Here is a 22,010-nt window from a genome sequence, read left to right on the forward strand (position 1 = left end):
GCGGTCAGCCACTGCTCGGCAAGCAGTGGTTAACCGCCGGGGCCCGTGGACACTGGAGACATGGAGTACGCCGACCTGTCCGATTTCCTGCGCAAACGCCGCGAGGCCCTGCAGCCCGAAGACGTCGGGATGCCCCGTGGGCGCCGCCGCCGTACGCCGGGGTTGCGCCGCGAGGAGGTCGCGGCGCTGGCGTCGATGTCGGCCGACTATTACAGCCGGCTCGAGGGCGGACGCGGCCCGCAGCCGTCGGTCGAGATGCTCGGGGCGATCGCGCGGGCGCTGCGCCTGACGCTGGAGGAGCGCGACCACCTGTTCCTGCTGGCCGGTCACGGTACGCCGCCGCGCGCGACACGGGCCTGCCACGTCGACCCCGGCATGCTGCGGATCCTGGATCGACTGCACGACACACCCGCGCTGCTGCTGAACCGGTGCGGCGAGGTCGTCGCGCAGACGCCGGCCCACGTCGCGTTCGCCGGCGAGCTGACCAACTTCGACGGGATGGAGCGCAGCGAGGTCTACCGCTGGTTCGTGCATCCGGAGACGCGGGCGCTGTACGCCGAACCCGAGCTGTCGACGCACAGCCGCCTGCTGGTCTCGATGCTCCGAACGGTCGCGACGATCGACGGCCCGAAGTCGTACGCCGCCTCGATCGTCCGCGCGCTGCGCAAGCTCAGCCCGGAGTTCTCCGAGATCTGGGACGCGCACGAGGTGGTCGTCGCGCACAGCCGGACCAAGCGGTTCCGGCATCCGGTCGTCGGTGAGCTGGAGCTGTACTGCGAGCTGATCGACAACCGGGACCAGCAGCAGACGCTGATCGTGTTCACCCCGGAGCCGGGGAGCGAGAGCGCCGAGAAGCTGCGCTTGCTGGGCGTTCTGGGCAGCCAGGCGATGAGCTCTGGACAGGGCTTTGATCGGGAGTTAATTTAAGGACTGAAATTTCAGAAGGTTCTGACGGAAAGGTCCGCCCCCATGCTTTCCGATCGATTTCGCCTGTCCGCATTCCTGCTCGCCCTGGTGCTGCTGATCAGCGGCCTGACCTCGACCGCGGTCGCCGGAGTCCAGGCGACCTTCAAGGTGCTCGCCTTCTACAGCGGGACCTGGGACGCCGCCCACATCGACTTCGAGAAAGAGGCCAACCAGCGTTTTCCGGAGCTCGGAGCGCAGAACGGCTTCACCTACACCGCGACGAACAACTGGGACCAGCTCAACAACCTGAGCGCCGCGCAGTACCAGGTGGTGATGTTCCTCGACGACTCGCCGCACACCGACGCGCAGCGCAACGGGTTCAAGAACTACCTGGACAACGGCGGCGCGTTCTTCGGCTTCCACGTCGCGGCGTACAACGACGCGAGCGGCGGCTGGCCGTGGTTCAACAACACGCTGCTCGGCACCGGCCGGTTCCAGTCCAACACCTGGGGCCCGACCGCGGTCACGTTGCGGACCGAGAACCGCTCGCACCCCGCGCTGGTGAACACCGGCGCGACGTTCCGCTCCTCGGTGAGTGAGTGGTACAGCTGGCAGAACGACCTGCGGAACAACCCGGACATCCAGATCCTGGCCTCGATCGACGCCTCCAGCTTCCCGGTCGGCACCGACCCGAACCAGTCCTGGTACAGCGGCTACTACCCGATCATCTGGACCAACAAGAACTACAAGATGATCTACGCGAACTTCGGCCACAACGCGATGAACTACGAGACCAACACCCGGCTCTCGTCGACCTTCGACAGCCCGGCGCAGAACCAGTTCATGATGGACGCGCTGAAGTGGCTGGGCGGGGCCGGTACGACGCCGCCGGCCGACCAGCCGTCGCCGACCTCGTGGTACTCGATTGCGAACAAGGCCAACGGGAAATGCGTCGACGCCCGCGCGGCCGGGACCGCCAACGGCACCGTGATCCAGCAGTACACCTGCAACGGCACGCAGGCGCAGCAGTTCCAGTTCCAGCCGACGTCCAGCGGTTTCACGCGGGTCAACAACCGCAATGACGCCACCAAGGTGATCGACGTGACCGGGGTTTCGGCGGCGGACAACGCGGGGCTGCAGCTGTGGACGTACGGCGGCGGAAACAACCAGCAGTGGCAGGCCGTTTCCGAAGGCGGCGGCTATTTCCACTTCGTCAGCCGGCTCAGCAGCAAGTGCCTGACCGTCCCCAACGGCTCGGCCGCCGACAGCACCCAACTCGTCCAACTCACCTGCAACGGAGGAACTGCTCAGTCTTTCCAGCTGACGACAGCCTGAGCTGCGGTTAGATTGCGGCGCATGAGAATCCTGCGTGTGGCCGCTTTGGCGGCAGGAGGTCTGTTGTTGATGGGTCAGGTCGTGCCCGCCCAGGCTCACGGCGGATCGTCGTACCGCTGGGAGCTGACACCGACCGGGACCACGGCGCAGTTCCGTGGACTCGCGGCGGTCAGCAAGGACGTCGCCTGGGTGGGCGGGTCGGGCGGGACCGTGCTGCGGACGGTCGACGGCGGGAAACACTGGCAGAACGTCAGCCCGGCCGGCGCCGAAGCGCTGCAGTTCCGCGATGTCGAGGCGTTCGACGCGCGGCGCGCGGTCGCGTTGACGATCGGGACCGGCGAGGACTCCCGGGTGTACCGCACGGCCGACGGCGGAAAGACCTGGACGGAAACGTTCCGGAACACGGACGCGAACGCGTTCTACGACTGCATCGCGTTCAACGACGACAAGCACGGCCTGGCGTTGAGCGACCCGGTGGACGGAAAGTTCCGGATCGCCGCGACGTCCGACGGCGGGAAGTCCTGGACCGTGCAGCCGGGCGACGGGATGCCGGCCGCGCTCGCCGGCGAGTTCGCGTTCGCGGCGAGTGGCACCTGCCTGGTCGCCGGGCACGGCCGGACGGCGTGGTTCGCGAGCGGCGGCGGTGACCGGCCGCGGGTGTTCCGGACCATCGACGGCGGCAGGCACTGGACGGTCGCGGACTCGCCGATGGCCAGCGGCGCAGCGGCCGGCATCTTCAGCCTTGCGTTCCGGAACAGCTTGTTCGGCGTCGCGGTCGGTGGTGACTTCCTGAAGCCGACCGAGGCCGTGAAGGCCGCGTCCGTCACCTCCGACGGTGGCCGGACCTGGCAGCTGGTGCCGGCGGACAAGGCGCCGAAGGGCTACCGGAGCGGGTCGCACTTCGTCCCGTGGTCGCCGACGACCGTGCTCGCGGTCGGCCCGTCCGGGAGCGACGTCAGCTTCGACGGCGGCCGCAGCTGGAAGCAGTTCTACGACGGCAGCTTCGACAGCGTCGAATGCGCCGGCCACGGCGTCAACGCGGGCTGCTGGGCCTCCGGCGCGAACGGAGCCGTCGGCCGGCTCGTGCATTGAGCCGGAACGCCGCACGACGGCCGTGATGGCGTCCCCGGCGCCTCCCCGGAACGGCCATCTCAGGGGTCAACCCCGCAGATCGCCGGTTGACCCCGTGCATACCGGGGGGCAAAGCGGCAACGGGGAGGGTTGACCCCTCAGATGGTGCTGCGCGGCGGTGGGTGCTCGCCGGCGCGCTGCACCCTGACGTCGGTCGAGGTCACGAACGCGACCAGCACGTCGCGGTGCCTTCCAGCTCCGCGCTCAGCGGTCCGCGGGCGCCCTCTCACGTTCAGACCGGCGACACCCGCTCGTCGCGCGGGTGTCGCCGGTTTTCCGGAAGGATGTGGTCATGCGTAAATTGCTGACCGTTCTCGCCGGACTGCTGATGGTGGTCCCCACCGTTGCCGCGGCTCAGCCCGACGCGGGTCGTCCGGGCCGGCCGCTGACCGTCATGACGTACAACATCCACCACGGCGCCGGGATCGACGGCGTCCTCGATCTCGAGCGGATCGCCGCCCTGATCGAGCAGTCCGGGGCCGACGTGATCGGGTTGCAGGAGGTCGACCGGCATTGGGCCGAGCGGAGCAACTGGGTCGACCAGCCGGCCTGGTTCGCGCAGCGGCTGAAGATGCACTACGCGTACGCCGCCAACCTCGACCTGCCGCCGCTGAACCCGGGTGAGCCGCGGCGTCAGTACGGCACTGCGATCCTGTCGAAGTACCCGATCCAGGACTTCGAGAACACCCTTCTGCCGCTCTACCCGACCGGCGAGCAGCGCGGTCTGGCCGTGGCGGACATCACGGTGCGCGGCGCCAAGCTGCGGTTCGCGAACACGCACCTGACCAGCAACAACAACGCCGAACGGCTCGAGCAGGCGCAGCAGGTGGTCGAGCTGCTCAGCGGCTCCGAAACCCCGACGCTGCTCGTCGGCGACCTGAACGCGACGCCCGAGAAGCCCGAGATCAAGACGCTGACCGCGGTGTACGCCGACACCTGGGACGAGGTCGGCAGCGGCCCCGGCTACACGATCGAGGCGGACAACCCGACCAAGCGGATCGACTTCCAGCTGCACAGCGCAGGCCTGCGCCCGACGAAGGCCGCCGTCCCCGTGACGCCGGCCTCGGACCACCTGCCGGTGGTCGCCTCGTTCGTCCTGAGCTGAACCCAGCAGCTCGCAGAAACGCCCCTCCGGCGCCGGCCGGAGGGGCGTTTTCGTGCGCTCACCTGCGGATTCGCGGAATTACAAGCTTGTAGTTTGTCAAGTCGACACACGGGTGAAACAAAGATACTTGTGTGAAAGCTGTTCCCAATGGGGCTACAGGCAACTAGTGTCACGTATGTGGTCCAGGAGGACCAAAAGTTCACGAACCCTGGGGAAGGGGTTCGTGACCGGCGGAAGGAACCATCCCGATGCGGACGCCCCTCAGGGCCACGTCCGGCGAGCGGGTCACGAGTGCTGGGAAGACCGGCAGGGCAGGCAAGGTGCTGCTCTCCGGGGTGCTCGCGATCTGCTTGGCCGGTGCCATGGCCGTGCCCACCCTCCCGGCCGAGGCCGCCAAGCCGAAGCCGCCGGTGATTCCGTCCAAGGCCGCCGTCGAGCGTGCCAAGCAGGCCGCCGCCTCCAAGGCCGCTCAGGTCGGCGCGATCGAGCGCCAGCTCGCCGCCGCGGCCGCGCGGCTGGAGCAACTCGGCGTCCAGTCCGGCATCGCCGACGAGGCGTACAACGGCGCCGTCTACCGGCTGCAGCAGGCCAAGGCCGAGGCGGCCGCCGCCGCGGCCCGGGCCGCCGAGGCCCAGAAGACGCTGGCCGCCCAGCGGCAGCAGATCGGCCGCTTCGCCGCCGCGTCGTACCAGGGCGGCGGTGACGTCGCGAAGCTCGCTCCGCTCTTCACCGCGGAGGGCCCGCAGGAGCTGCTCGACTCGGCCGGCACCGCGCATTCGGTGTCGGCGGCGATGCAGGGCTCGTACCTGCGGTTCACCGCCACCGAGGTGATGACGAACCTGTTCAAGGTGCAGGCCGACCAGGCCGTCGTGAAGGTGAAGAAGGCGACCGACGAGGCGGCCAAGGCGAAGAAGGCGGCCGAGGCCGCGGAGGCCGCGCAGTCCGCGGCGGTGACCGCGATCGGCGTCCAGCGCAAGCAGTCGATCGCGCAGCTCGCCACCCTGCAGAACATCTCGGTCCAGGTCGCCGCCCAGCGGCAGCGCGGGCTCGAGGAGCTCGCCCGGCAGCGCGCCGCCGAGCTGGCCGCGCGCAAGGCCGCCGAGCTGAAGCGCCGGATCGCCGCCCGGGAGGCCGCCGAGCGGCGCCGGGAGGCGGCCGAGGCGGCCCGCGAGGCCGCGGAGAAGGCCCGCGAGGAGCGCGAGCAGCAGAAGCAGAACCAGGACAGCGGCAAGAAGAACCCGCCGAAGCGCCACAAGCCGACCCCGCCGCGCGACAACAACGGCGGCAACGACGGCGGCAACGACGGCGGCAACGACGGCGGCAACGACGGCGGCAGCCACGGCACGCGGAAGGGCGCGCAGGCCGCGATCGACTTCGCGATGCGGCAGCTCGGCGACATGTACCTGTGGGGCGCGACCGGCCCGAACCGGTGGGACTGCTCCGGGCTGACGCAGGGTGCGTGGGAGCAGGCCGGCGTCCAGCTGCCGCACTACAGCGTCGCGCAGTACGAACAGATCCGGCACATCGACGAGGACGAGCTGCGGCCCGGCGACCTGATCTTCTGGTCGCTGGACCCCAACGACCCGGGCACCATCCACCACGTCGCGATGTACCTCGGCAACGGGCGGATGATCCACGCGCCGCGGACCGGCAAGCCGGTGCAGATCGACAGCGTGTACTACTGGGAGCCCCCGGACTTCTTCGGTCGCCCCTGATCCAGCGGTCCCCGGCAACGGCGCGTTGCCGGGGACGCTCCTTTCCTAGGCCAGCCGGTGTCCGCCGTCGGCGTGCAGAACGGTGCCGGTGATGAAACCATTGCGCAGCAGGGCGATGATCGCCGCGGCGATATCCTGGGTCCGGCCGATCCGGCCGACCGGGAGGCGGGCCGCCATCGCGGCCAGGGTTTCCGGCGCCGCGTCGCCGGCGACGTCCTGCCAGATCGGGGTGTCGACCCAGCCGGGTGAGACCACGTTGACGCGCAACGGCGCGAGTTCGACCGCGAGCGCCGCGGCCAGCGATGCCAGTGCGCCGTTGAGTGCCGCGAGCAACGAAGCCCTGGGGCCCGGCCGGTACGCCGCGATGCCCGAGGTGAACACGATCGAGCCGCCGGGTTCGAGCAGCGGCGCGCCGTGCTTGGCGAGCAGCAGCGGTCCGAGCAGCTTGGAGTCGACCGCGGAGCGGGCCGCGCGGACGTCGTACGCCGCGATCGGCTGGTAGGCGCCGCCGACGTCGGCGGCCGTGCTGACGATGTGGCTGACCGTGCCGGTGACGGCGAAGAGCCGCTCGATGTCCTGCTCGACGCCGACGTCCATGGCGACGGTGCGGACGCCGAGCTCCCGGCGTACGTCGGCGAGCTTGTCCGCCGATCGCCCGGCGACGGTGACTTCGCTGCCCTGGGCAACGAGTTCGGCGGCGAGGGCGCGGCCCATACCGGAGCTTCCGCCGACGATCACGACGTGTTCCCGCAACTGTTTCTCCTTCGGTGGTTGACGATTCGAGCCAACCACCAGGTGAGTCAGTCCGCCACGTCGTGTTGCCTAACGACCGTTAGGCCGGGACTAACGGTCATCGCCCGGAGCACGGGATTGGTCGAGTCGGTGCGCCACACGGCGGCGTACCGGGCGATCATCGGCCGGCCCGCGAGCGGTCGCCAGACGATGTCCGGCGTGGCGGCGCGGCGGGAGCCGAGGCTGATCGCGGAGCGCCGGACGAGCAGGGCCGACCGCAGCTGCGAGTGGCTCATGCTGATGTCGCTCAGCCGTACGCCGGTGCCGATCCGGCGGAGCGCGTCGTCGTAGAACTCGGGCGCGGCGGCGCGCGGGATCCAGATCAGCTCGAGCCCTGCCAGGTCGTCGAGCGTCAGTTCGGGTTCGGTGGCGAGCGGATGGGTCGCGGTCAGCAGGACGCCGAGCTCTTCGTCGGCGAGCTGCTCCGATGTCATGGCCGGCGGCAACGTCACCGGTGCGCGGACCAGGCCGAGGTCGATCTCGCCGGCGCCGAGCATCCGGAGCTGGTCGGTGGTGGTGCCGGCCTCCAGCGTGACCGTGCCGGCCGGAAAGCGTTCGGCGGCGAGCTGTTCGAGGGCGGCCGGGAGCCAGCCGGGGATTCCGTTCAGCAGGCCGAGCCGGAGCACCGGTTCGTCCAGGCCGGCGGCCCGGCGCGTGTCCTTCAGCGCCAGGCCGGCCGCCTGGATGGTCTCCCGGGCGCGGGCCAGGAAGACCTGCCCGGCCGGGGTCAGTTCGACGCCGCGGCTGTGCCTGATCAGCAGGCTGGTGCCGACCTCGCGCTCGAGCTGCTTGATCTGCTGGCTGAGGGTCGGGGTGGAGATGTACAGCCGCTCGGCGGCCCGGCCGAAATGCAGCTCCTCGGCGACGCCGACGAAGTACCGCAGCTGCCGAAGCTCCACCGGACGATTCTAATCAGGGGGTCGCGACGAGCCGACCGAGATTGGCCCGGGCGTCGAGGGTTTCGTGGATCCGGGCGACGTCGGCGAGCGGGTGGGTCGCGTGCACGACCGGGCGGAGTTCGCCGGTCTGCCAGCGCCGGGTGGCCTCGGCGATGTCGGCACGCGCCTCGTCCGGCCGCGCCTGCTGCCAGCCGTAGAGGGAGACCCCGGTCACCGATCGCGACCGCAGGCCGAGCGCCGGGATCATCGGGACCTCGGTGCTGATCGCGCCGTACGACACCATCGTGCCGAGGGGTTTGACCAGGTCGAGGCCCTGCGCGAAGACGGTGCCGCCGATCGCGTCGAGGACCGTGTCGAGGCCGTCGGGGGCGATCGCGCGGACCCGGTCCGGCCACGCGGGGTCGGTCAGGTCGACGGGCTCGGCGCCGAGGTCGCGGATGAAGTCGAGGCGGGCGGGGGAGGACGCCGTACCGATGATCGTCTTCGGGTCGTAGGAGCGGGCGAGCTGGGCCGCGAGGTGGCCGACGGTGCCGGCGGCCGAATGGACCAGGACAGTGCCTCCGGCCGGGAGGCGGCCCGCTTCGAGGAGCCGGAGAGCGAGCGGGGCGGTCATCGACATCATCGTCGCCTCGGCCGCGTCGGCGTTGTCGGGGATCTGCGCGAGGAAGGCGGCGTCGGCAACCGCGTAGTCGCCGAACGCATCCTCTGACAGGGCGCTGACCCGTTGGCCGAGGAGGGCGGGCGGCGTGCCGGGCCCGAGCTTGACGACGCGGCCGACGACGTCGCCGGTCAGCGTGCCGGGGAGCGGCCGGTCCCAGGGGGAGTTGCCGCGGCGGAGCACGGTGTCGATCGCGTTCGCCCCGATCGCCTCGGCCTGGATCAGCACCTGACCGGCGGCGGGCGCGGGGACGGCGACCTCGTCGAGCTGAAGGACGTCGGGACCGCCGTGGTGGTGGAAGCGCACTGCGCGCATGGTGGGTACTCCATATCGTGGGAGTTATAAATAATGGGAAAGTCCCACGATAACGCCGCGCGTCGCCGCTGCCAATAGAGTTGGTGCGGTGAAGAAGTCGCCGAGCCACCGGCTGTCCGACCACGCGCTCTGGGCGTTGGGGCGGGCGAGTCAGCACGCGCAACGGCTGGTCCGGCAGCACATGACCGACGCCGGCGTCCGGACGCAGCACTACCACGTGCTGGCGAGCTTGGCCGACGACGGCGAGGCCGCGCAGGCGACGCTCGCGGACCGGATCGGGCTGGACCGCAGCGATCTGGTCACACTGCTCGACGAGCTCGAGGAGCTGGAGTTCCTGGCGCGGCGGGTCGACCCCGCCGACCGGCGACGCAAGATCGTCGCGATCACCCCGGCGGGCGAGCGGCAGCTCACCACGATGGACGAGCTCATCCACGCCGCCGAGACGGACCTGCTGAAGCCGCTCACCGCGGCGGAGCGCAAGACGCTGCTCGCCCTGCTCCGCCGCGTGTCAGGCGATTAGTGTGCCTCGGTCTTCAGGCGCTCGAAGGAGGCGGTGATCTCGGCCTCGGCGTCGGCGCGGCCGACCCAGGTGGCGCCCTCGACGGACTTGCCGGGCTCCAGGTCCTTGTAGACCTCGAAGAAGTGCTGGATCTCGAGGCGGTCGAACTCCGGCACGTGGTGGATGTCGCGCAGGTGCTCCTGGCGCGGGTCGCCGGCCGGGACGCAGAGGACCTTGTCGTCCGGGCCCTTCTCGTCGGTCATCCGGAACATGCCGATCGCGCGCGAGCGGATCAGGCAGCCCGGGAAGGTCGGCTCGGGGAGCAGGACGAGGGCGTCGAGCGGGTCGCCGTCCTGTCCGAGGGTGTCCTCGATGAACCCGTAGTCGGACGGATACTGGGTCGCGGTGAACAGCGTCCGGTCCAGCCGCAGACGGTTCGTCTTGTGGTCCAGCTCGTACTTGTTGCGAGTGCCCTTGGGGATCTCGATGAAGACGTCGAACTCCATACGGCAGATACTGTCACGGTTCCGACCGACCGAATGACAGGAGCAGCCCGGTGGCCCGACCTGCCCGTGCGGCATTCGTCACGCTGCTCGCCACGGCGCTCTGCGCCGGCCTGGTGAGCAGCGCGCGCGCCGTCCCCGGATCAGCGCAGACCACGCGGCAGGCCGCAGCGCAGGCACCGGCCGTTCTGGTGCCGGCGACCACCGAAGGCGCCGCACCGACCGCGGCCGGCGTCGGCACGGCGCTCGCGGCGGTCCTCAAGGACCCGTCGCTCGGCCCGCACCACGGCATCTACGTGTACGACGCGTCGCGCGGCAAGCCGGTGTTCTCGGTCGGGGCCGCCACGCCGTACACACCGGCCTCCACGCTCAAGCTGCTGACCACGGTCTCGGCGCTGGCGAACCTCGGACCGGAGCACACCTTCACGACCAAGGTGGTGAGCACGGGCCAGGGCTCGATCGTCCTGGTCGGCGGCGGCGACCCGCTGCTGGCCGCGAAGCCCTCCGCCAGCGACGGCTTCCCGGCCCGCGCCACCCTCCAGGCCTTGGCTGCGAGCACGGCGAAGGCCCTGAAGGCTCAGGGCGTCGCCTCGGTGACTCTCGGGTACGACGCGTCGCTGTTCTCCGGGCCGGCGATCAACGCGAACTGGGAGGCGAACTACGTCCCCGAGGGCATCGCTGCCCCGACTTCGGCGCTCTGGGTCAACGAGGGACGCCTGTCGCCGGGCATGGCCAAGCGGTCGACCTCCCCGGCGCAGACCGCCGCCACCTCCTTCCAGAAGCTCCTGCAGCAGTACGGCATCAAGGTCGCGGCGACCACCAAGGCCACGAAGGCACCCGCCGCTGCCAAGCCGCTCGCGCAGGTCAAGTCGCCCACGCTCGGCCAGATCGTCGAGTACGTGAACCTGCACAGCGACAACGACGGCGCCGAGGTCCTGCTGCGGCAGGTCGGCATCGCGACCGGCAACGGCGGCTCGTACGCCGGTGGCGTCCAGGGCCTCCGCGCCACGCTGACCAAGCTCGGTCTGGACGTCAGTAAGGCCCGGATCTACGACGGCAGCGGGCTGACGCGCGCCAACAAGGTCCCGCTCGACCTGCTCGCCGGTGCGGTCCGGGTAGCCGTGTCCAAGGACCACCCGGAGCTGCGGCACCTCCTGAGCGGTCTACCGGTGGCCGGCTTCAACGGGAGCCTCCGGGAGCGATTCACCACCGCGGGGACGGGCACTGGGACCGGTATGGTCCGCGCGAAGACAGGAACGCTCACAGGGGTCCACAGCCTGGCTGGTTACGCCCGTGACCGTTCCGGCACGCTCTTGGTGTTTGCGATCGCCAGTGACAGCGTGCCGGTCCCGAAGACGCTGGACGCCCGCGCCGCACTGGACCGTGCGACCGCCGCGCTGGCCAATTGCGGCTGCTGATCGGGGGCGCATGTTGGGACATACCACTAGGGTCTTTGTATGAGTACGGCGGAAGGCGGGACCACGGCCGAGATGGTCGACTGGCAGCTGGCGACCGGCGTGGCGCGGAAGTTGCTGCGCCCGGGCCCGGCGGTCAGCCGCGCGGAGGCGGACCAGGTGGTCGCCGAGCTGCGTCAGTTCGCGGCCGAGTCCGAGGGTCATGTCCGCGAGTTCACCGGGCTGCAGGCCACCTCGGCCACGGCCCCGGTGATGATCGTCGACCGGCCCGGCTGGGTGCAGGCGAACGCGGACGGTTTCCGGACCGTGCTGCAGCCGCTCGCGGACAAGCTGCGCGAGAAGGCGGACCGGACGCCCGGCCTGTCGTCTGCGGTCGGTTCCCGGGTAACGGGGATCGAGGCCGGCGCGCTGCTGGCCTTCCTGTCGTCGCGAGTGCTCGGCCAGTTCGACCCGTTCTACCCGGCGCAGCCCGACCCGGACCGTCCCGGTCTGACCGGTCGGCTGCTGCTGGTCGCGCCGAACGTGATGCACGTGGAGTCCGAGCTGGGCGTCGTACCACGGGACTTCCGGTTGTGGGTGTGTCTGCACGAGGAGACGCACCGGGTGCAGTTCACGGCGGTGCCCTGGCTGCGGGATCACCTGCGCTCGGAGATCGCCCTGTTCCTGGACCAAGCCGAGCTGGACGCCTCGGCGTACGCCGCCATGTTCCGGGAGGCGGTGCAGCGGCTGGGCAGATCGGTGCGTGGTGAGGCCGAGCTCAGCCTGGTGGACCTGATGCAGTCGCCGGAGCAGCGCGCCGTGCTCGACCGGCTGACCGCCGTCATGTCGTTGCTCGAGGGCCACGCCGACTTCGTGATGGACGGGGTCGGGCCGTCGGTCATCCCGACCGTGGACACCATCCGGTCCAAGTTCTCGTCGCGGCGCGCGAGCGGCAACCCGGTGGACCAGCTGCTGAAGCGGCTGCTCGGGCTGGACGCGAAGCTCCGGCAGTACAAGGACGGCGCCGCGTTCGTCCGCCGGGTGGTCGACCGGGTCGGGATGGAGGGCTTCAACCGGGTCTGGACCGGCCCGAACACGTTGCCGACCAAGAACGAGATCGCGAACCCCGATGCCTGGGTCGCCCGACTTCACGGCTGAGCACCTGGTCGAGCAGCGGCGGGGGAAACTGCACCCGGCCGTTGCCCGTTCCAGGGAAGCCGTCCGCGCCACGCTGGCCGAGCTGCCGCAAGGTACGACGGTCCTGGTCGCCTGCTCCGGCGGGACGGACTCGCTCGCGCTGGCGGCCGCTACCGCCTTCGAGGCGCCCAAGCTCGGTCTGAGAGCCGGGGCGGTCATCGTGGACCACGGGCTGCAGCCGGACTCGTCGCACGTCGCTGAGACGGCTGCTGAGCAGTGCCGTGGGCTCGGGCTCGACCCTGTTCTCGTCCGCGAGGTCGAGGTGGGTACCGAGGGCGGACCGGAGGGCGCGGCTCGCACGGCTCGGTACGACGCTCTGCGGGATGTGGCGGACGAGCTGGCCGCAGATGTCGTGCTGCTGGCCCACACGCGTGACGATCAGGCTGAGACCGTGCTGCTCGGGCTGGGCCGCGGGTCAGGGGCGCGGTCCTTGGCGGGGATGGCCCCGGCGGTGGGATTGTTGCGGCGGCCGTTCCTGGAGGTGCCGCGGGCCACTACGGCTGCTGCGTGTATCGCCTCGGGGCTGCGGCCGTGGCACGATCCGCACAACGACGACCCGCAGTACACGCGGGTCCGGGTGCGTCACGAGGTGCTGCCCGTGCTGGAGGAGGCGCTGGGGCCCGGTGTGGTCGAGGCGCTGGCCCGTACGGCGGGACTGCTCCGGGCGGACGCGGATGCGCTCGATCAGCTCGCCGCGGACGTGGCCGAGACCGCGCTGAGCCGGGCCGAGGGAGAGGTCCGCAGCGACGTCGGCGTACTCGAGGACCAACCCGCCGCGATCCGGACGCGGGTCCTGCGGCAGGCCGCGCTCGAAGCCGGTTGCCGCGCCACCGACCTGACCGCCGGCCATGTGGCGTCGGTCGACGCGCTGGTGACCGACTGGCGCGGCCAGCGCTGGATCGATCTGCCCCAGGGCGTCCGGGCGATCCGCAAGGGCGGATTCATCATCCTCGGCCCGGATGTGACAGGCTGAGCCGCGTGGATGCGGCGGACATCGAGAAGGACCTGACCAAGATCCATTACACCGAGGAGCAGATCCTCGCGAAGCTGCGCGAGCTGGCAGCGCGGATCGAGGCGGACTACGAGGGCAAGGACCTGCTGCTGGTCGGCGTCCTGCGCGGCGCGGTGATGGTGATGGCCGACCTGGCCCGGTCGTTCAGCCGGCACGTGGAGATGGACTGGATGGCCATCTCGTCGTACGGCTCCGGGACCAAGTCGTCGGGCGTGGTGCGGATCCAGAAGGACCTGGACACCGACATCACCAACCGGCACGTGCTGATCGTCGAGGACATCATCGACACCGGTCTCACGCTGAGCTGGCTGGTCAGCAACCTGGAGTCACGCAAGCCGGCCTCGCTGGAGCTGTGCACGGCGTTCGTGAAGCCGGACGCGGCGAAGATGCGGGTCCCGGTGAAGTACGTCGGCCTGGAGCTGCCGGACGAGTTCGTCGTCGGCTACGGGCTGGACTACGCCGAGAAGTACCGGAACCTGCGCTGCGTGGGCACACTCGCCCCGCACGTCTATTCCTGAGCTCCCCAGATACCTTCCCCACCCCACCGCCCCGGTCTAGGCTTCTGGGCAGACTTGGTGACGGCCTGTACAACGGGTCGTACTGTCCTTTGGTGACCCTAGTGCTGTGTTGTCTTGTGCGGCACGAGACACTTGGACTGGTATTACCGTCACAAGCCCGCGACACCCGGGCCTGCCGAGCTAGGAGGGACGGGGCCTAGGCCCCGATCATGGACGTGAAGCGCATCTTCCGCGGACCCCTGTTCTGGATCGTCGTCGCCTTCCTCGGCGTGCTGGTGATCGGGCAGCTCCTGACCGGCTCGACCGGGTACAAGACCGAGCCGACCGGCCAGGTCGTGCAGCTGATCCAGCAGGCCAAGTCGTCGAGCGACAAGACGATCAAGACGGTGACGCTGATCGACCCGGACCAGGAGATCCGGGTCGAGAAGACCGACGGCACCAAGCTCCGGGCGCACTGGGTCGACGGCCAGGGCAACTCGCTCGGGAACGACCTGCAGACGCTGTTCCAGGACGGCAAGATCGAGCGGTACGACGTCGAGAACCCGAAGCCGAGCTTCATCGGCCAGGTGTTCTCCACGCTGATCCCGTTCCTGTTGATCGCGGTCGTGTTCATCTTCTTGATGAACTCGATGCAGGGCGGCGGCTCGCGGGTGATGAGCTTCGCCAAGTCGAAGGCCAAGCTGGTCACCAAGGACACCCCGAAGACCACGTTCGCCGACGTCGCGGGCGTCGACGAGGCGATCGAGGAGCTCCAGGAGATCAAGGAGTTCCTGCAGGAGCCGGGCAAGTTCCAGGCCGTCGGCGCCAAGATCCCGAAGGGCGTGCTGCTCTACGGCCAGCCCGGTACCGGTAAGACCCTGCTGGCCCGTGCGGTCGCGGGCGAGGCCGGCGTGCCGTTCTACTCGATCTCCGGTTCGGACTTCGTCGAGATGTTCGTCGGTGTCGGCGCCTCCCGGGTCCGGGACCTGTTCGAGCAGGCCAAGACCAACGCGCCGGCGATCGTGTTCATCGACGAGATCGACGCCGTCGGCCGGCACCGCGGCGCGGGCCTCGGCGGCGGTCACGACGAGCGCGAGCAGACGCTGAACCAGCTGCTGGTCGAGATGGACGGCTTCGACGTCCGCGGCGGTGTGATCCTGATCGCGGCCACCAACCGGCCCGACGTGCTCGACCCGGCGCTGCTGCGGCCCGGCCGGTTCGACCGGCAGATCGCCGTCGACGCGCCGGACCTGCCCGGCCGGCAGAAGATCCTCAAGGTGCACGCCCGCGGCAAGCCGATGGCGCAGGACGTCGACCTCACCGCGGTCGCCCGCCGGACGCCCGGTATGACCGGCGCCGACCTGGCCAACGTGCTGAACGAAGCGGCCCTGCTGACCGCCCGCTCGAACGCGCAGATGATCGACAACCGCGCGCTGGACGAGGCCATCGACCGGGTCATCGCCGGCCCGCAGCGCCGGACCCGCCTGATGTCGGACAAGGAGAAGGTGCTCACCGCGTACCACGAGGGCGGTCACGCCCTGGTCGCCGCGGCGCTGCCGCACTCCGACCCGGTGCAGAAGGTGACGATCCTGCCGCGCGGCCGCGCGCTCGGCTACACGATGGTGATGCCGGACGAGGACAAGTACTCGACCACCCGCTCCGAGATGCTCGACAAGCTGGCCTACATGCTCGGCGGCCGGGCGGCCGAGGAGATGGTCTTCCACGACCCGACCACGGGCGCCAGCAACGACATCGAGAAGGCCACTGCGCTGGCCCGGGCGATGGTCACGCAGTACGGCATGACCGAGCGGCTCGGCGCGATCAAGTTCGGTCAGGAGAGCAGCGAGCCGTTCCTTGGCCGCGACCTGGGCAGCCAGCGGAACTACTCCGAGGAGATCGCGGCCGCGGTCGACGAGGAGGTCGGCAAGCTGATCCTGAACGCGCACCAGGAGGCCTTCGACATCCTGGTCGAGAACCGGGCGGTCCTGGACCACCTGGTCGAGGAGCTGCTGGAGAAGGAGACCCTGGACAAGCACCAGATCGCCCGCGTGTTCGAGCCGGTGATCAAGCGGGAGCGGCGGCCGGCCTGGACCGGCTCGTCCACCCGGGTGCCGTCCGACCAGCCGCCGGTGATGCCGGTCAACGGGTCGCGCGCCGAGCAGAACGGTTCGCTGTCCGACGTGCTGCCGGGCGGTTCGGTCGGCCCCGACGAGGCGATCCGCCCGCCGGAGTACGGCAGCGGCCCGACCCCGCCGTCCAGCAAGTGACCAGCAAGCAGTGAGCTGAACGCCGCCACCCGTCCGGGTGGCGGCGTTCGCCGTTCGCGGTGCCGGTAGCGTTCCAGGGATGACGTCACCGAAGTTCGACCACCAGCGGGCGGAACGAGCCGTGCGCGAGCTGCTGCTCGCGATCGGCGAGGACCCGGACCGCGAGGGTCTGCAGGACACACCGGCCCGGGTGGCCCGCTCGTACGCCGAGATCACGGCCGGCCTCGGGCAGGGCGCCGAGGACGTGCTGACGACCACGTTCGCGCTCGAGCACGACGAGATGATCCTGGTGAAGGACATCGAGGTCTGGAGCCTGTGCGAGCACCACCTGGTGCCGTTCACCGGGGTCGCGCACGTCGGGTACATCCCGAGCCGGGACGGCCGGGTGACCGGGTTGTCGAAGCTCGCCCGGCTGGTCGACGTGTACGCGAAACGGCCGCAGGTCCAGGAACGGCTGACCACGCAGATCGCCGAGTCCCTGGTCGAGATCCTGCAGCCGCGCGGCGTGATCGTCGTGATCGAGTGCGAGCACCTGTGCATGACGATGCGCGGCGTCCGGAAACCGGGCGCGAAGACGATCACGTCGGCCGTCCGCGGCCAGCTCCGCAACCCGGTCACCCGCGCCGAGGCGATGAGCCTGATCGTCGGCTGACGCCCGTCGGCCCGTAGCCCCGCGACCCGGGACTTCGTTGAAGTTTGAGAGTCCGGCACTATGGACATTCTGTTGCTGAGCGTTTACTTTCCGTAGTGGCATCGTGGCCAACGGGGACCAGGTGCCGGTGTGAGGAGGACAGGATGTCGGGGCGTTTCCGGGTCGGCGCCGCATTGGCCGGGGTCGCAGTCCTGACGGCAGGCGGACTGGTCGCGGCGAACTGGGCCACCGCGGACACGCGGGCCAAGGCCGACCATCAGGCCGCGAAGCCGACCGTGGACCCGCTGATCGCCGAGACCCTGCAGTCCGAGCTCGGCTCCGACGCGGGCTTCGTGGGCAGCTACTACGACGACGGCGGCGAGCTGGTCGTCGCGGTCTCGGACCTGTCGACGGCCGAGCTGGTCCGGCAGATCGGCGCGATCCCGCGCCTGGTGAAGTACACGGCCCGCCAGCTGAACGCCGTCCAGGGCGAGCTGAACCAGCTCGCCACCAGGTCCAGCGCCGGCAAGGTCCGGTCCTGGTACGTCGATCCGGTCTCCGGGACCGTGGTGGTGTCGGTGCCGCGGACCGCGCACGACTCGATCACCAACCGCTTCCTGGCCCGCGCCGAGTCGAACGGCGATCGGGTCACGGTCCGCCGGGTGTCCGGCTCGGTCCGGCCGACCGCGGACGACTTCGGCCTGCGCGGCGGCGTCCAGGTCGACAAGAACACCGGGTACGTGTGCTCGCTCGGGTTCAACGCCAAGACCCGCAAGGGCAACCGGATCTTCCTGACCGCGGGGCACTGCACGTCCGGCCGGCCGTCGTTCTCCCGCAACGGGTACATCCTCGGCAACACCTCCACCTCGAGCTTCCCGGGCCACGACTTCGGGTCCGTCGGCGTGATCGAGGGCTGGGACCAGCAGGGGTACGTCGAGGGCTGGGGGAACGGCAACGTCGCGGTCAAGGGGATCGCGGACGCCACCGTCGGCTCGACGCTGTGCAAGTCGGGTAAGAGCACCGGGTGGACCTGCGGGCGGATCGTCGCGCGGAACGTGACGGTCAACTACGGCAACAACCGCGTGGTCCGCGGGCTGTTCCAGCACACCGCCTGCGTCGAGGCGGGCGACTCCGGCGGCGCCAGCATGACCGGGAACTACGCGCAGGGCATCACCAGCGGCGCGGCCCTGATCGACGGCAAGTGCCTGGAGAAGTATGGCCAGACCAACGAGTCGTACGCACAACCCATCACGCCCGTCCTGCAAGCAACGAAGTCCCGCCTGATCCTCGCCGACTGACGCATCCCCATTTGGCTGGCTACCCAGCGAAGTGGGGGGTTTGTCACCCGGAATGAGGGTGCAGAACCCACCAGGTGGCTGGGTAGCCAGCCAAATGGGTTGGGGAGGGGAAACGCGGCTGGTTGTCCGGTTGGGGGCGGGGGCTACTACGGTGTGTGGGTGAGAACTGAGCCGTGGGGTCACGTCGACGGGTTGCCGGTCCTGGACCGGTGCCTCGTCATGGGTGTGGTGAACGTGACACCGGACTCGTTCTCGGACGGCGGCGAGTGGTTCGAGCCGAGTGCCGCGATCAAGCACGGCCGGGAGTTGCTGGCCGAGGGCGCCGACCTGCTGGACGTGGGTGGTGAGTCCACCCGGCCGGGCGCCGTCCGGCCGTCGCCGGAGGAGGAGATCCGCCGGGTGATCCCGGTCGTGGAGACCCTCGCCGCGGAAGGCGCGATCATCTCGGTCGACACCATGCGGGCGAACGTCGCCGAGTTGGCCCTCGACGCCGGCGCCACGATGATCAACGACGTGTCCGGCGGGCAGGCCGATCCGGACATGCTCCCGCTGGTCGCCGAGCGCCGCACGCCGTACCTGTGCATGCACTGGCGCGGGCACTCGATCGACATGCAGAACAAGGCCGAGTACGCCGACGTGGTCGCGGAGGTGATCGCCGAGCTGGGTGAACGCCTCGACGTGATCAGCCGCGCGGGCATCGACCTGAACCGGGTCGCCCTCGACCCCGGCCTCGGTTTCGCGAAGAACGCGGAGCACAACTGGGAGATTCTTCGCCGGTTGCGGGAATTCGCCGTCCTGGAAAGACCGTTGCTGATCGGTGCGTCCCGGAAGACGTTCCTCGGTAGGCTGCTCGCCGACGAGCAGACCGGTGAACCCAGACCGGCCGTACGACGAGACGACGCGAGCGTGGCCGTATCCGCCCTGGCCGCCGCCGCGGGTGCCTGGTGTGTCCGGGCCCACGCGGTGGCACCGAGCGCGGACGCGGTCCGGGTGGCGAAGAGATGGGGAACGGTATGACGGACGGACCGCGGCAGGACGGCGCGCCCAAGGGGCCGGCCGGCGCCACGGTGGAGGACGTCGTGCTGCAGGCCAACACCGCCTTCTACAACGCGTTCGAGGCCGGTGACCTGGACCTGATGGCGGCCGTCTGGCTGCCGGAGCCGGACCCGGTGTGCATCCATCCCGGAAACGCGGCCATTTCCGGGTACGCCGAGATGATGCGGGCCTGGGCGATGATCTTCGCGAACACGCCGTATATCCAGTTCTTCCTCACCGACGTGCAGGTGCGGGTGGACGGCGACGTGGCCTACGTCACGTGTACGGAGAACGTGCTGTCCTCCGGCGAGGGCGCCCCGGAGGAGGGGTTCGCGGGCGGGAAGGCGCTCGCGACCAACGTTTTCCGCAGAACTTCCAGCGGCTGGCGGTTGTGGATCCACCATGCCTCACCGGTACTGTCGTCTGGGGGCCCACAGGAGGAGGCGGAATGAGCGGTCCCGTAAGCCCTCCTGACGTGATCGAGATCCGTGGCATCCGAGGGTTCGGGCGCCACGGGGTGTTCGACCACGAGCGGGCCGACGGGCAGGAGTTCGTCGTGGACGTCCGGCTGGAGCTGGACACCCGGCCCGCGGCGGCTTCCGACGACCTGGCCGACACCGTGAACTACGGGGTGGTGGCCGAGCGGGTGCACCAGGCGATCGAGACCGACCCGGTGGACCTGATCGAGACCCTCGCCCAGCGGATCGCCGATCTCTGTCTCGCCGACGAGCGGGTGACAGCGACGGCGGTCACCATCCACAAACCCTCGGCGCCGATCACGGTGCCGTTCGACGACGTTGTCCTGACCGTGCAGCGCAGAGCCGGAGAATCCTCGTGACTGAGACCCCTAGTCCCCACGTCATCGACGCGGACACCCTGAGCGGCGGCCTGAAGCCGATCCGCCAGGTGATCCTGTCGCTCGGCAGCAATCTCGGCGACCGTGAGGCGAACCTGCAGGGCGCGGTCGACGCGCTGCGGGACACCCCGGACGTCGTGGTGGTCGAGGTCTCGCCGGTGTACGAGACCGAACCCGTGGGCGGCCCGGACGAGTCCGGTTCGTACCTGAACATCGTCCTGCTCGCGGACACCACGCTGGCCGTCGACCTGCTGCTGGAGCGCGCACACGCGGTCGAGCAGGCGTTCGGCCGGGAGCGCAGCGTCCCGGGCGCGCCGCGGACCCTCGACGTCGACCTGATCACCTACGGGCAGAAGACGATCGAGACCGAGGAACTGACCATCCCGCACCCGCGGGCGCACGAGCGTGCGTTCGTGCTGGCGCCCTGGCTCGACATCGAGCGGGACGCCGTCCTGCCGGGCCACGGCCCGGTCGCGGACCTGCTCGCCAAGGTCGGAACCGACGGCGTGACCAAGCTCGACATCGAGCTGCAGTAGTGGTGTCCGGCGGTACCGAGCCCGGCCGGGCGCCCCGGGACGACAGTCAGGGCCCGCCTCCGGGTTCGGTGCGGCCGACGTCACGGCGGCTGCTGGTCGCGATCGCCGTTCTCGGCGTCGCGGTCGGCGTCACGCTGGTGAAGGCGATCGAGTCCGGCGGCGGGGTCGCGCCCGCGGTGTCGTGGCTGACGCTGATCGCCTGGGCGTTCCTGGCCGCGTTGCTGTTCGCCGCTGCGCGCAACACGCATCAGCGGATCCAGGTGCGCCGGGAGCGGATCGAACCGTCGCGTGCGGTCTTCCTGTTGATGATCGGCAAGGCGAGCGCGTTTGTCGGCGCGTTGTGCACCGGTGTGTACGCAGGGTTCGCGTTAAGCTTCCTGCAAGCGATGGGCTCTTCGGGGCCTCGTAACCGGGTGATCATGGCCGGAGCGGCGGCGGTGATCTCGGTGTTGGTCGTCACGGCCGGATTGTTGCTCGAACGCGCGTGTCGGATTCCCGAGGACCCCGACGAGACCCCTTAACATGACGACCCATGGGGTCAAGGGGTAGCCGCCGTCGAACCAGGACCACAGTTCTCACCGTTGCCAACGCATCGCTGATCGTTGTCTGCCTGGGCGTGAGTATCGCGCTCTTCTCGCAGAATGCCTGGATCCTCCGGGCCGCCGCAGTCGGTGCAGCTCTGGTCGCGATCGCTGCTGCTTTCCTGTTCCGCCACCAGTTGCTGGTCGAGCGGCTGGCCCACTCCGACGAGCGCGCACAGGTCGCGCAGGAGTACTCGCGGATCACCAGCGCGCGCGTGGTCGAGAACGCGGAGTTCGTCGACCTGATGCAGCGCCGGCTGGACAAGATCGACCAGCGGCTGGACAAGATCGACCAGGAGGTCGCGACCGTTGTGGCCGCGGGCGACAAGCACTCGCAGGCCGACGCGCCGACCGTCGTGGACCTCAAGCTCCGAGGCCTGGCCGCGTCCTGAGTCCGCCCCCATACTGCGGTGTATGGGGCTGGACGCACGCTATCCCGCTGTGACGATGAACGACCCGAACGGGCACGTCACGGTCTACAACGAGGACCATCTGCCGATCGGCCAGCTGGGGCCGACGCCGTACGAGTCGCCGTCGGTGAACGTGACGTGCCGGCGCAAGGCCTGGGACGACCTGTACTGGTACCGGCTGCTGAACCCCGAGGGCTTCCCGTTCCCGGCCGACGAGGCGTACGTCTCCGCCGACGAGACCCACGAGCTGAACCCCGGCCAGCCGTACGAAATCCCGGACTGCGCGTCCGGCTGCCCGATCCAGTTCGGCAAGGCAGCCGCTGTGGGCGCACTGGCCATCGGCGGCGCAGCGGCAGCCGCCGCCTGGCGCCGCAGGCGCCGCGCCCTCGGAATCGCCTGACCCATGACCGCGCGGTGAGTAGGCGCACGTCGCGTAGG

24 protein-coding genes are annotated in these 22,010 nt (G+C 69.9%); 20 read left to right on the forward strand and 4 right to left on the reverse strand.

Translation table 11 applies throughout. The features are described from left to right. Positions 1-60 precede the first annotated feature (60 nt). The 5 genes from ACWEOO_RS16570 (at position 61) to ACWEOO_RS16590 (ending at position 6,192) form a co-directional block, all read left to right on the forward strand. Positions 61-927, forward strand: coding sequence for a helix-turn-helix transcriptional regulator (locus ACWEOO_RS16570; RefSeq protein ID WP_452143690.1), 867 nt, complete (start codon positions 61-63; stop codon positions 925-927). A gap of 42 nt (positions 928-969) precedes the next feature. Continuing rightward, the gene (locus ACWEOO_RS16575; protein WP_452143691.1) at positions 970-2,241 is read left to right on the forward strand and encodes a ThuA domain-containing protein; all 1,272 of its coding nucleotides are present in this window, start codon (positions 970-972) and stop codon (positions 2,239-2,241) included. 21 nt (positions 2,242-2,262) lie between these two features. Continuing rightward, positions 2,263-3,333, forward strand: a complete 1,071-nt coding sequence (locus ACWEOO_RS16580) for a WD40/YVTN/BNR-like repeat-containing protein (RefSeq protein ID WP_452143692.1) — start codon at positions 2,263-2,265, stop codon at positions 3,331-3,333. A 331-nt stretch (positions 3,334-3,664) separates the two neighbouring features. Further along, complete coding sequence (locus ACWEOO_RS16585; RefSeq protein WP_452143693.1) at positions 3,665-4,477, forward strand: endonuclease/exonuclease/phosphatase family protein; 813 nt, start codon at positions 3,665-3,667, stop codon at positions 4,475-4,477. 248 nt (positions 4,478-4,725) lie between these two features. Continuing rightward, positions 4,726-6,192 (forward strand): C40 family peptidase, encoded by a 1,467-nt coding sequence (locus ACWEOO_RS16590; RefSeq protein WP_452143694.1) that lies wholly within the window; start codon positions 4,726-4,728, stop codon positions 6,190-6,192. 45 nt (positions 6,193-6,237) lie between these two features. Here ACWEOO_RS16590 and ACWEOO_RS16595 read toward each other — a convergent pair whose 3' ends face one another. The 3 genes from ACWEOO_RS16595 to ACWEOO_RS16605 are packed head-to-tail and all read right to left on the reverse strand — an operon-like array spanning position 6,238 to position 8,856. Then, positions 6,238-6,945 (reverse strand): SDR family oxidoreductase, encoded by a 708-nt coding sequence (locus ACWEOO_RS16595; RefSeq protein ID WP_452143695.1) that lies wholly within the window; start codon positions 6,943-6,945, stop codon positions 6,238-6,240. A gap of 47 nt (positions 6,946-6,992) precedes the next feature. Further along, a complete protein-coding gene (locus tag ACWEOO_RS16600; protein ID WP_452143696.1) occupies positions 6,993-7,883 on the reverse strand; it encodes a LysR family transcriptional regulator in 891 nt (296 codons plus the stop codon). Positions 7,884-7,896: 13 nt separating this feature from the next. Beyond that, positions 7,897-8,856: a quinone oxidoreductase family protein gene (locus tag ACWEOO_RS16605; protein ID WP_452143697.1), complete on the reverse strand. Its 960-nt coding sequence runs from the start codon at positions 8,854-8,856 to the stop codon at positions 7,897-7,899. Between the two features lie 88 nt (positions 8,857-8,944). Here ACWEOO_RS16605 and ACWEOO_RS16610 point away from each other — a divergent pair, with 88 nt between their 5' ends. Next, positions 8,945-9,376, forward strand: a complete 432-nt coding sequence (locus ACWEOO_RS16610; RefSeq protein WP_452143698.1) for a MarR family winged helix-turn-helix transcriptional regulator — start codon at positions 8,945-8,947, stop codon at positions 9,374-9,376. Here ACWEOO_RS16610 and ACWEOO_RS16615 read toward each other — a convergent pair. Continuing rightward, a complete protein-coding gene (locus ACWEOO_RS16615) occupies positions 9,373-9,861 on the reverse strand; it encodes an inorganic diphosphatase (RefSeq protein WP_452143699.1) in 489 nt (162 codons plus the stop codon). The genes ACWEOO_RS16610 and ACWEOO_RS16615 overlap by 4 nt on opposite strands. Before the next feature lie 50 nt (positions 9,862-9,911). Between ACWEOO_RS16615 and dacB the strand changes: the two genes are divergently transcribed. From dacB to ACWEOO_RS16685, 14 genes are all read left to right on the forward strand, one after another. After that, the gene (dacB, locus tag ACWEOO_RS16620; protein WP_452143700.1) at positions 9,912-11,276 is read left to right on the forward strand and encodes a D-alanyl-D-alanine carboxypeptidase/D-alanyl-D-alanine endopeptidase; all 1,365 of its coding nucleotides are present in this window, start codon (positions 9,912-9,914) and stop codon (positions 11,274-11,276) included. Positions 11,277-11,315: 39 nt separating this feature from the next. After that, a complete protein-coding gene (locus ACWEOO_RS16625; RefSeq protein WP_355481899.1) occupies positions 11,316-12,410 on the forward strand; it encodes a zinc-dependent metalloprotease in 1,095 nt (364 codons plus the stop codon). Next, positions 12,382-13,422, forward strand: coding sequence for a tRNA lysidine(34) synthetase TilS (gene tilS, locus ACWEOO_RS16630; RefSeq protein ID WP_363712540.1), 1,041 nt, complete (start codon positions 12,382-12,384; stop codon positions 13,420-13,422). Before ACWEOO_RS16625 ends, tilS begins: the two co-directional genes overlap by 29 nt. A gap of 5 nt (positions 13,423-13,427) precedes the next feature. Further along, positions 13,428-13,979: a hypoxanthine phosphoribosyltransferase gene (hpt, locus tag ACWEOO_RS16635; RefSeq protein ID WP_355481903.1), complete on the forward strand. Its 552-nt coding sequence runs from the start codon at positions 13,428-13,430 to the stop codon at positions 13,977-13,979. A gap of 209 nt (positions 13,980-14,188) precedes the next feature. Beyond that, positions 14,189-16,225, forward strand: a complete 2,037-nt coding sequence (gene ftsH, locus ACWEOO_RS16640; RefSeq protein ID WP_452143701.1) for an ATP-dependent zinc metalloprotease FtsH — start codon at positions 14,189-14,191, stop codon at positions 16,223-16,225. A gap of 79 nt (positions 16,226-16,304) precedes the next feature. Further along, the gene (folE, locus tag ACWEOO_RS16645; protein ID WP_363712543.1) at positions 16,305-16,877 is read left to right on the forward strand and encodes a GTP cyclohydrolase I FolE; all 573 of its coding nucleotides are present in this window, start codon (positions 16,305-16,307) and stop codon (positions 16,875-16,877) included. 143 nt (positions 16,878-17,020) lie between these two features. Further along, positions 17,021-18,154, forward strand: coding sequence for a S1 family peptidase (locus tag ACWEOO_RS16650; RefSeq protein ID WP_452143702.1), 1,134 nt, complete (start codon positions 17,021-17,023; stop codon positions 18,152-18,154). Positions 18,155-18,373: 219 nt separating this feature from the next. After that, a complete protein-coding gene (gene folP, locus ACWEOO_RS16655; RefSeq protein ID WP_359932138.1) occupies positions 18,374-19,171 on the forward strand; it encodes a dihydropteroate synthase in 798 nt (265 codons plus the stop codon). After that, positions 19,168-19,641, forward strand: coding sequence for a nuclear transport factor 2 family protein (locus ACWEOO_RS16660; protein ID WP_452143703.1), 474 nt, complete (start codon positions 19,168-19,170; stop codon positions 19,639-19,641). The genes folP and ACWEOO_RS16660 overlap by 4 nt, the downstream gene beginning before the upstream one ends. After that, complete coding sequence (folB, locus tag ACWEOO_RS16665; protein ID WP_344197435.1) at positions 19,638-20,027, forward strand: dihydroneopterin aldolase; 390 nt, start codon at positions 19,638-19,640, stop codon at positions 20,025-20,027. Before ACWEOO_RS16660 ends, folB begins: the two co-directional genes overlap by 4 nt. Next, the gene (gene folK, locus ACWEOO_RS16670) at positions 20,024-20,581 is read left to right on the forward strand and encodes a 2-amino-4-hydroxy-6-hydroxymethyldihydropteridine diphosphokinase (RefSeq protein WP_452143704.1); all 558 of its coding nucleotides are present in this window, start codon (positions 20,024-20,026) and stop codon (positions 20,579-20,581) included. Before folB ends, folK begins: the two co-directional genes overlap by 4 nt. A 2-nt stretch (positions 20,582-20,583) precedes the next feature. Continuing rightward, complete coding sequence (locus ACWEOO_RS16675; protein ID WP_355694800.1) at positions 20,584-21,102, forward strand: DUF3180 domain-containing protein; 519 nt, start codon at positions 20,584-20,586, stop codon at positions 21,100-21,102. A 95-nt stretch (positions 21,103-21,197) separates the two neighbouring features. Further along, positions 21,198-21,554 (forward strand): hypothetical protein, encoded by a 357-nt coding sequence (locus ACWEOO_RS16680; protein ID WP_355694798.1) that lies wholly within the window; start codon positions 21,198-21,200, stop codon positions 21,552-21,554. 22 nt (positions 21,555-21,576) lie between these two features. Then, positions 21,577-21,972 carry a hypothetical protein gene (locus tag ACWEOO_RS16685; RefSeq protein WP_359931921.1) on the forward strand — a complete coding sequence of 132 codons (396 nt, stop codon included), beginning with the start codon at positions 21,577-21,579 and terminating at the stop codon, positions 21,970-21,972. Positions 21,973-22,010: the final 38 nt, after the last annotated feature.

This window comes from Kribbella sp. NPDC004138, assembly GCF_053603655.1.

What these genes read in the sequence shown, in the direction of transcription:
- ACWEOO_RS16585 (WP_452143693.1), top strand. Translation starts at nt 3,665, where the DNA reads ATGCGTAAATTGCTGACCGTTCTCGCCGGACTGCTGATGGTGGTCCCC.
- ACWEOO_RS16570 (WP_452143690.1), top strand. Translation starts at nt 61, where the DNA reads ATGGAGTACGCCGACCTGTCCGATTTCCTGCGCAAACGCCGCGAGGCC.
- ACWEOO_RS16615 (WP_452143699.1), bottom strand. Translation starts at nt 9,861, where the DNA reads ATGGAGTTCGACGTCTTCATCGAGATCCCCAAGGGCACTCGCAACAAG.
- ACWEOO_RS16580 (WP_452143692.1), top strand. Translation starts at nt 2,263, where the DNA reads ATGAGAATCCTGCGTGTGGCCGCTTTGGCGGCAGGAGGTCTGTTGTTG.
- ACWEOO_RS16660 (WP_452143703.1), top strand. Translation starts at nt 19,168, where the DNA reads ATGACGGACGGACCGCGGCAGGACGGCGCGCCCAAGGGGCCGGCCGGC.
- folE (WP_363712543.1), top strand. Translation starts at nt 16,305, where the DNA reads ATGACGTCACCGAAGTTCGACCACCAGCGGGCGGAACGAGCCGTGCGC.
- folB (WP_344197435.1), top strand. Translation starts at nt 19,638, where the DNA reads ATGAGCGGTCCCGTAAGCCCTCCTGACGTGATCGAGATCCGTGGCATC.
- ACWEOO_RS16650 (WP_452143702.1), top strand. Translation starts at nt 17,021, where the DNA reads ATGTCGGGGCGTTTCCGGGTCGGCGCCGCATTGGCCGGGGTCGCAGTC.
- ACWEOO_RS16575 (WP_452143691.1), top strand. Translation starts at nt 970, where the DNA reads ATGCTTTCCGATCGATTTCGCCTGTCCGCATTCCTGCTCGCCCTGGTG.
- ACWEOO_RS16590 (WP_452143694.1), top strand. Translation starts at nt 4,726, where the DNA reads ATGCGGACGCCCCTCAGGGCCACGTCCGGCGAGCGGGTCACGAGTGCT.
- ftsH (WP_452143701.1), top strand. Translation starts at nt 14,189, where the DNA reads ATGGACGTGAAGCGCATCTTCCGCGGACCCCTGTTCTGGATCGTCGTC.
- ACWEOO_RS16685 (WP_359931921.1), top strand. Translation starts at nt 21,577, where the DNA reads ATGGGGCTGGACGCACGCTATCCCGCTGTGACGATGAACGACCCGAAC.
- ACWEOO_RS16605 (WP_452143697.1), bottom strand. Translation starts at nt 8,856, where the DNA reads ATGCGCGCAGTGCGCTTCCACCACCACGGCGGTCCCGACGTCCTTCAG.
- ACWEOO_RS16625 (WP_355481899.1), top strand. Translation starts at nt 11,316, where the DNA reads ATGAGTACGGCGGAAGGCGGGACCACGGCCGAGATGGTCGACTGGCAG.
- tilS (WP_363712540.1), top strand. Translation starts at nt 12,382, where the DNA reads ATGCCTGGGTCGCCCGACTTCACGGCTGAGCACCTGGTCGAGCAGCGG.
- folP (WP_359932138.1), top strand. Translation starts at nt 18,374, where the DNA reads ATGGGTGTGGTGAACGTGACACCGGACTCGTTCTCGGACGGCGGCGAG.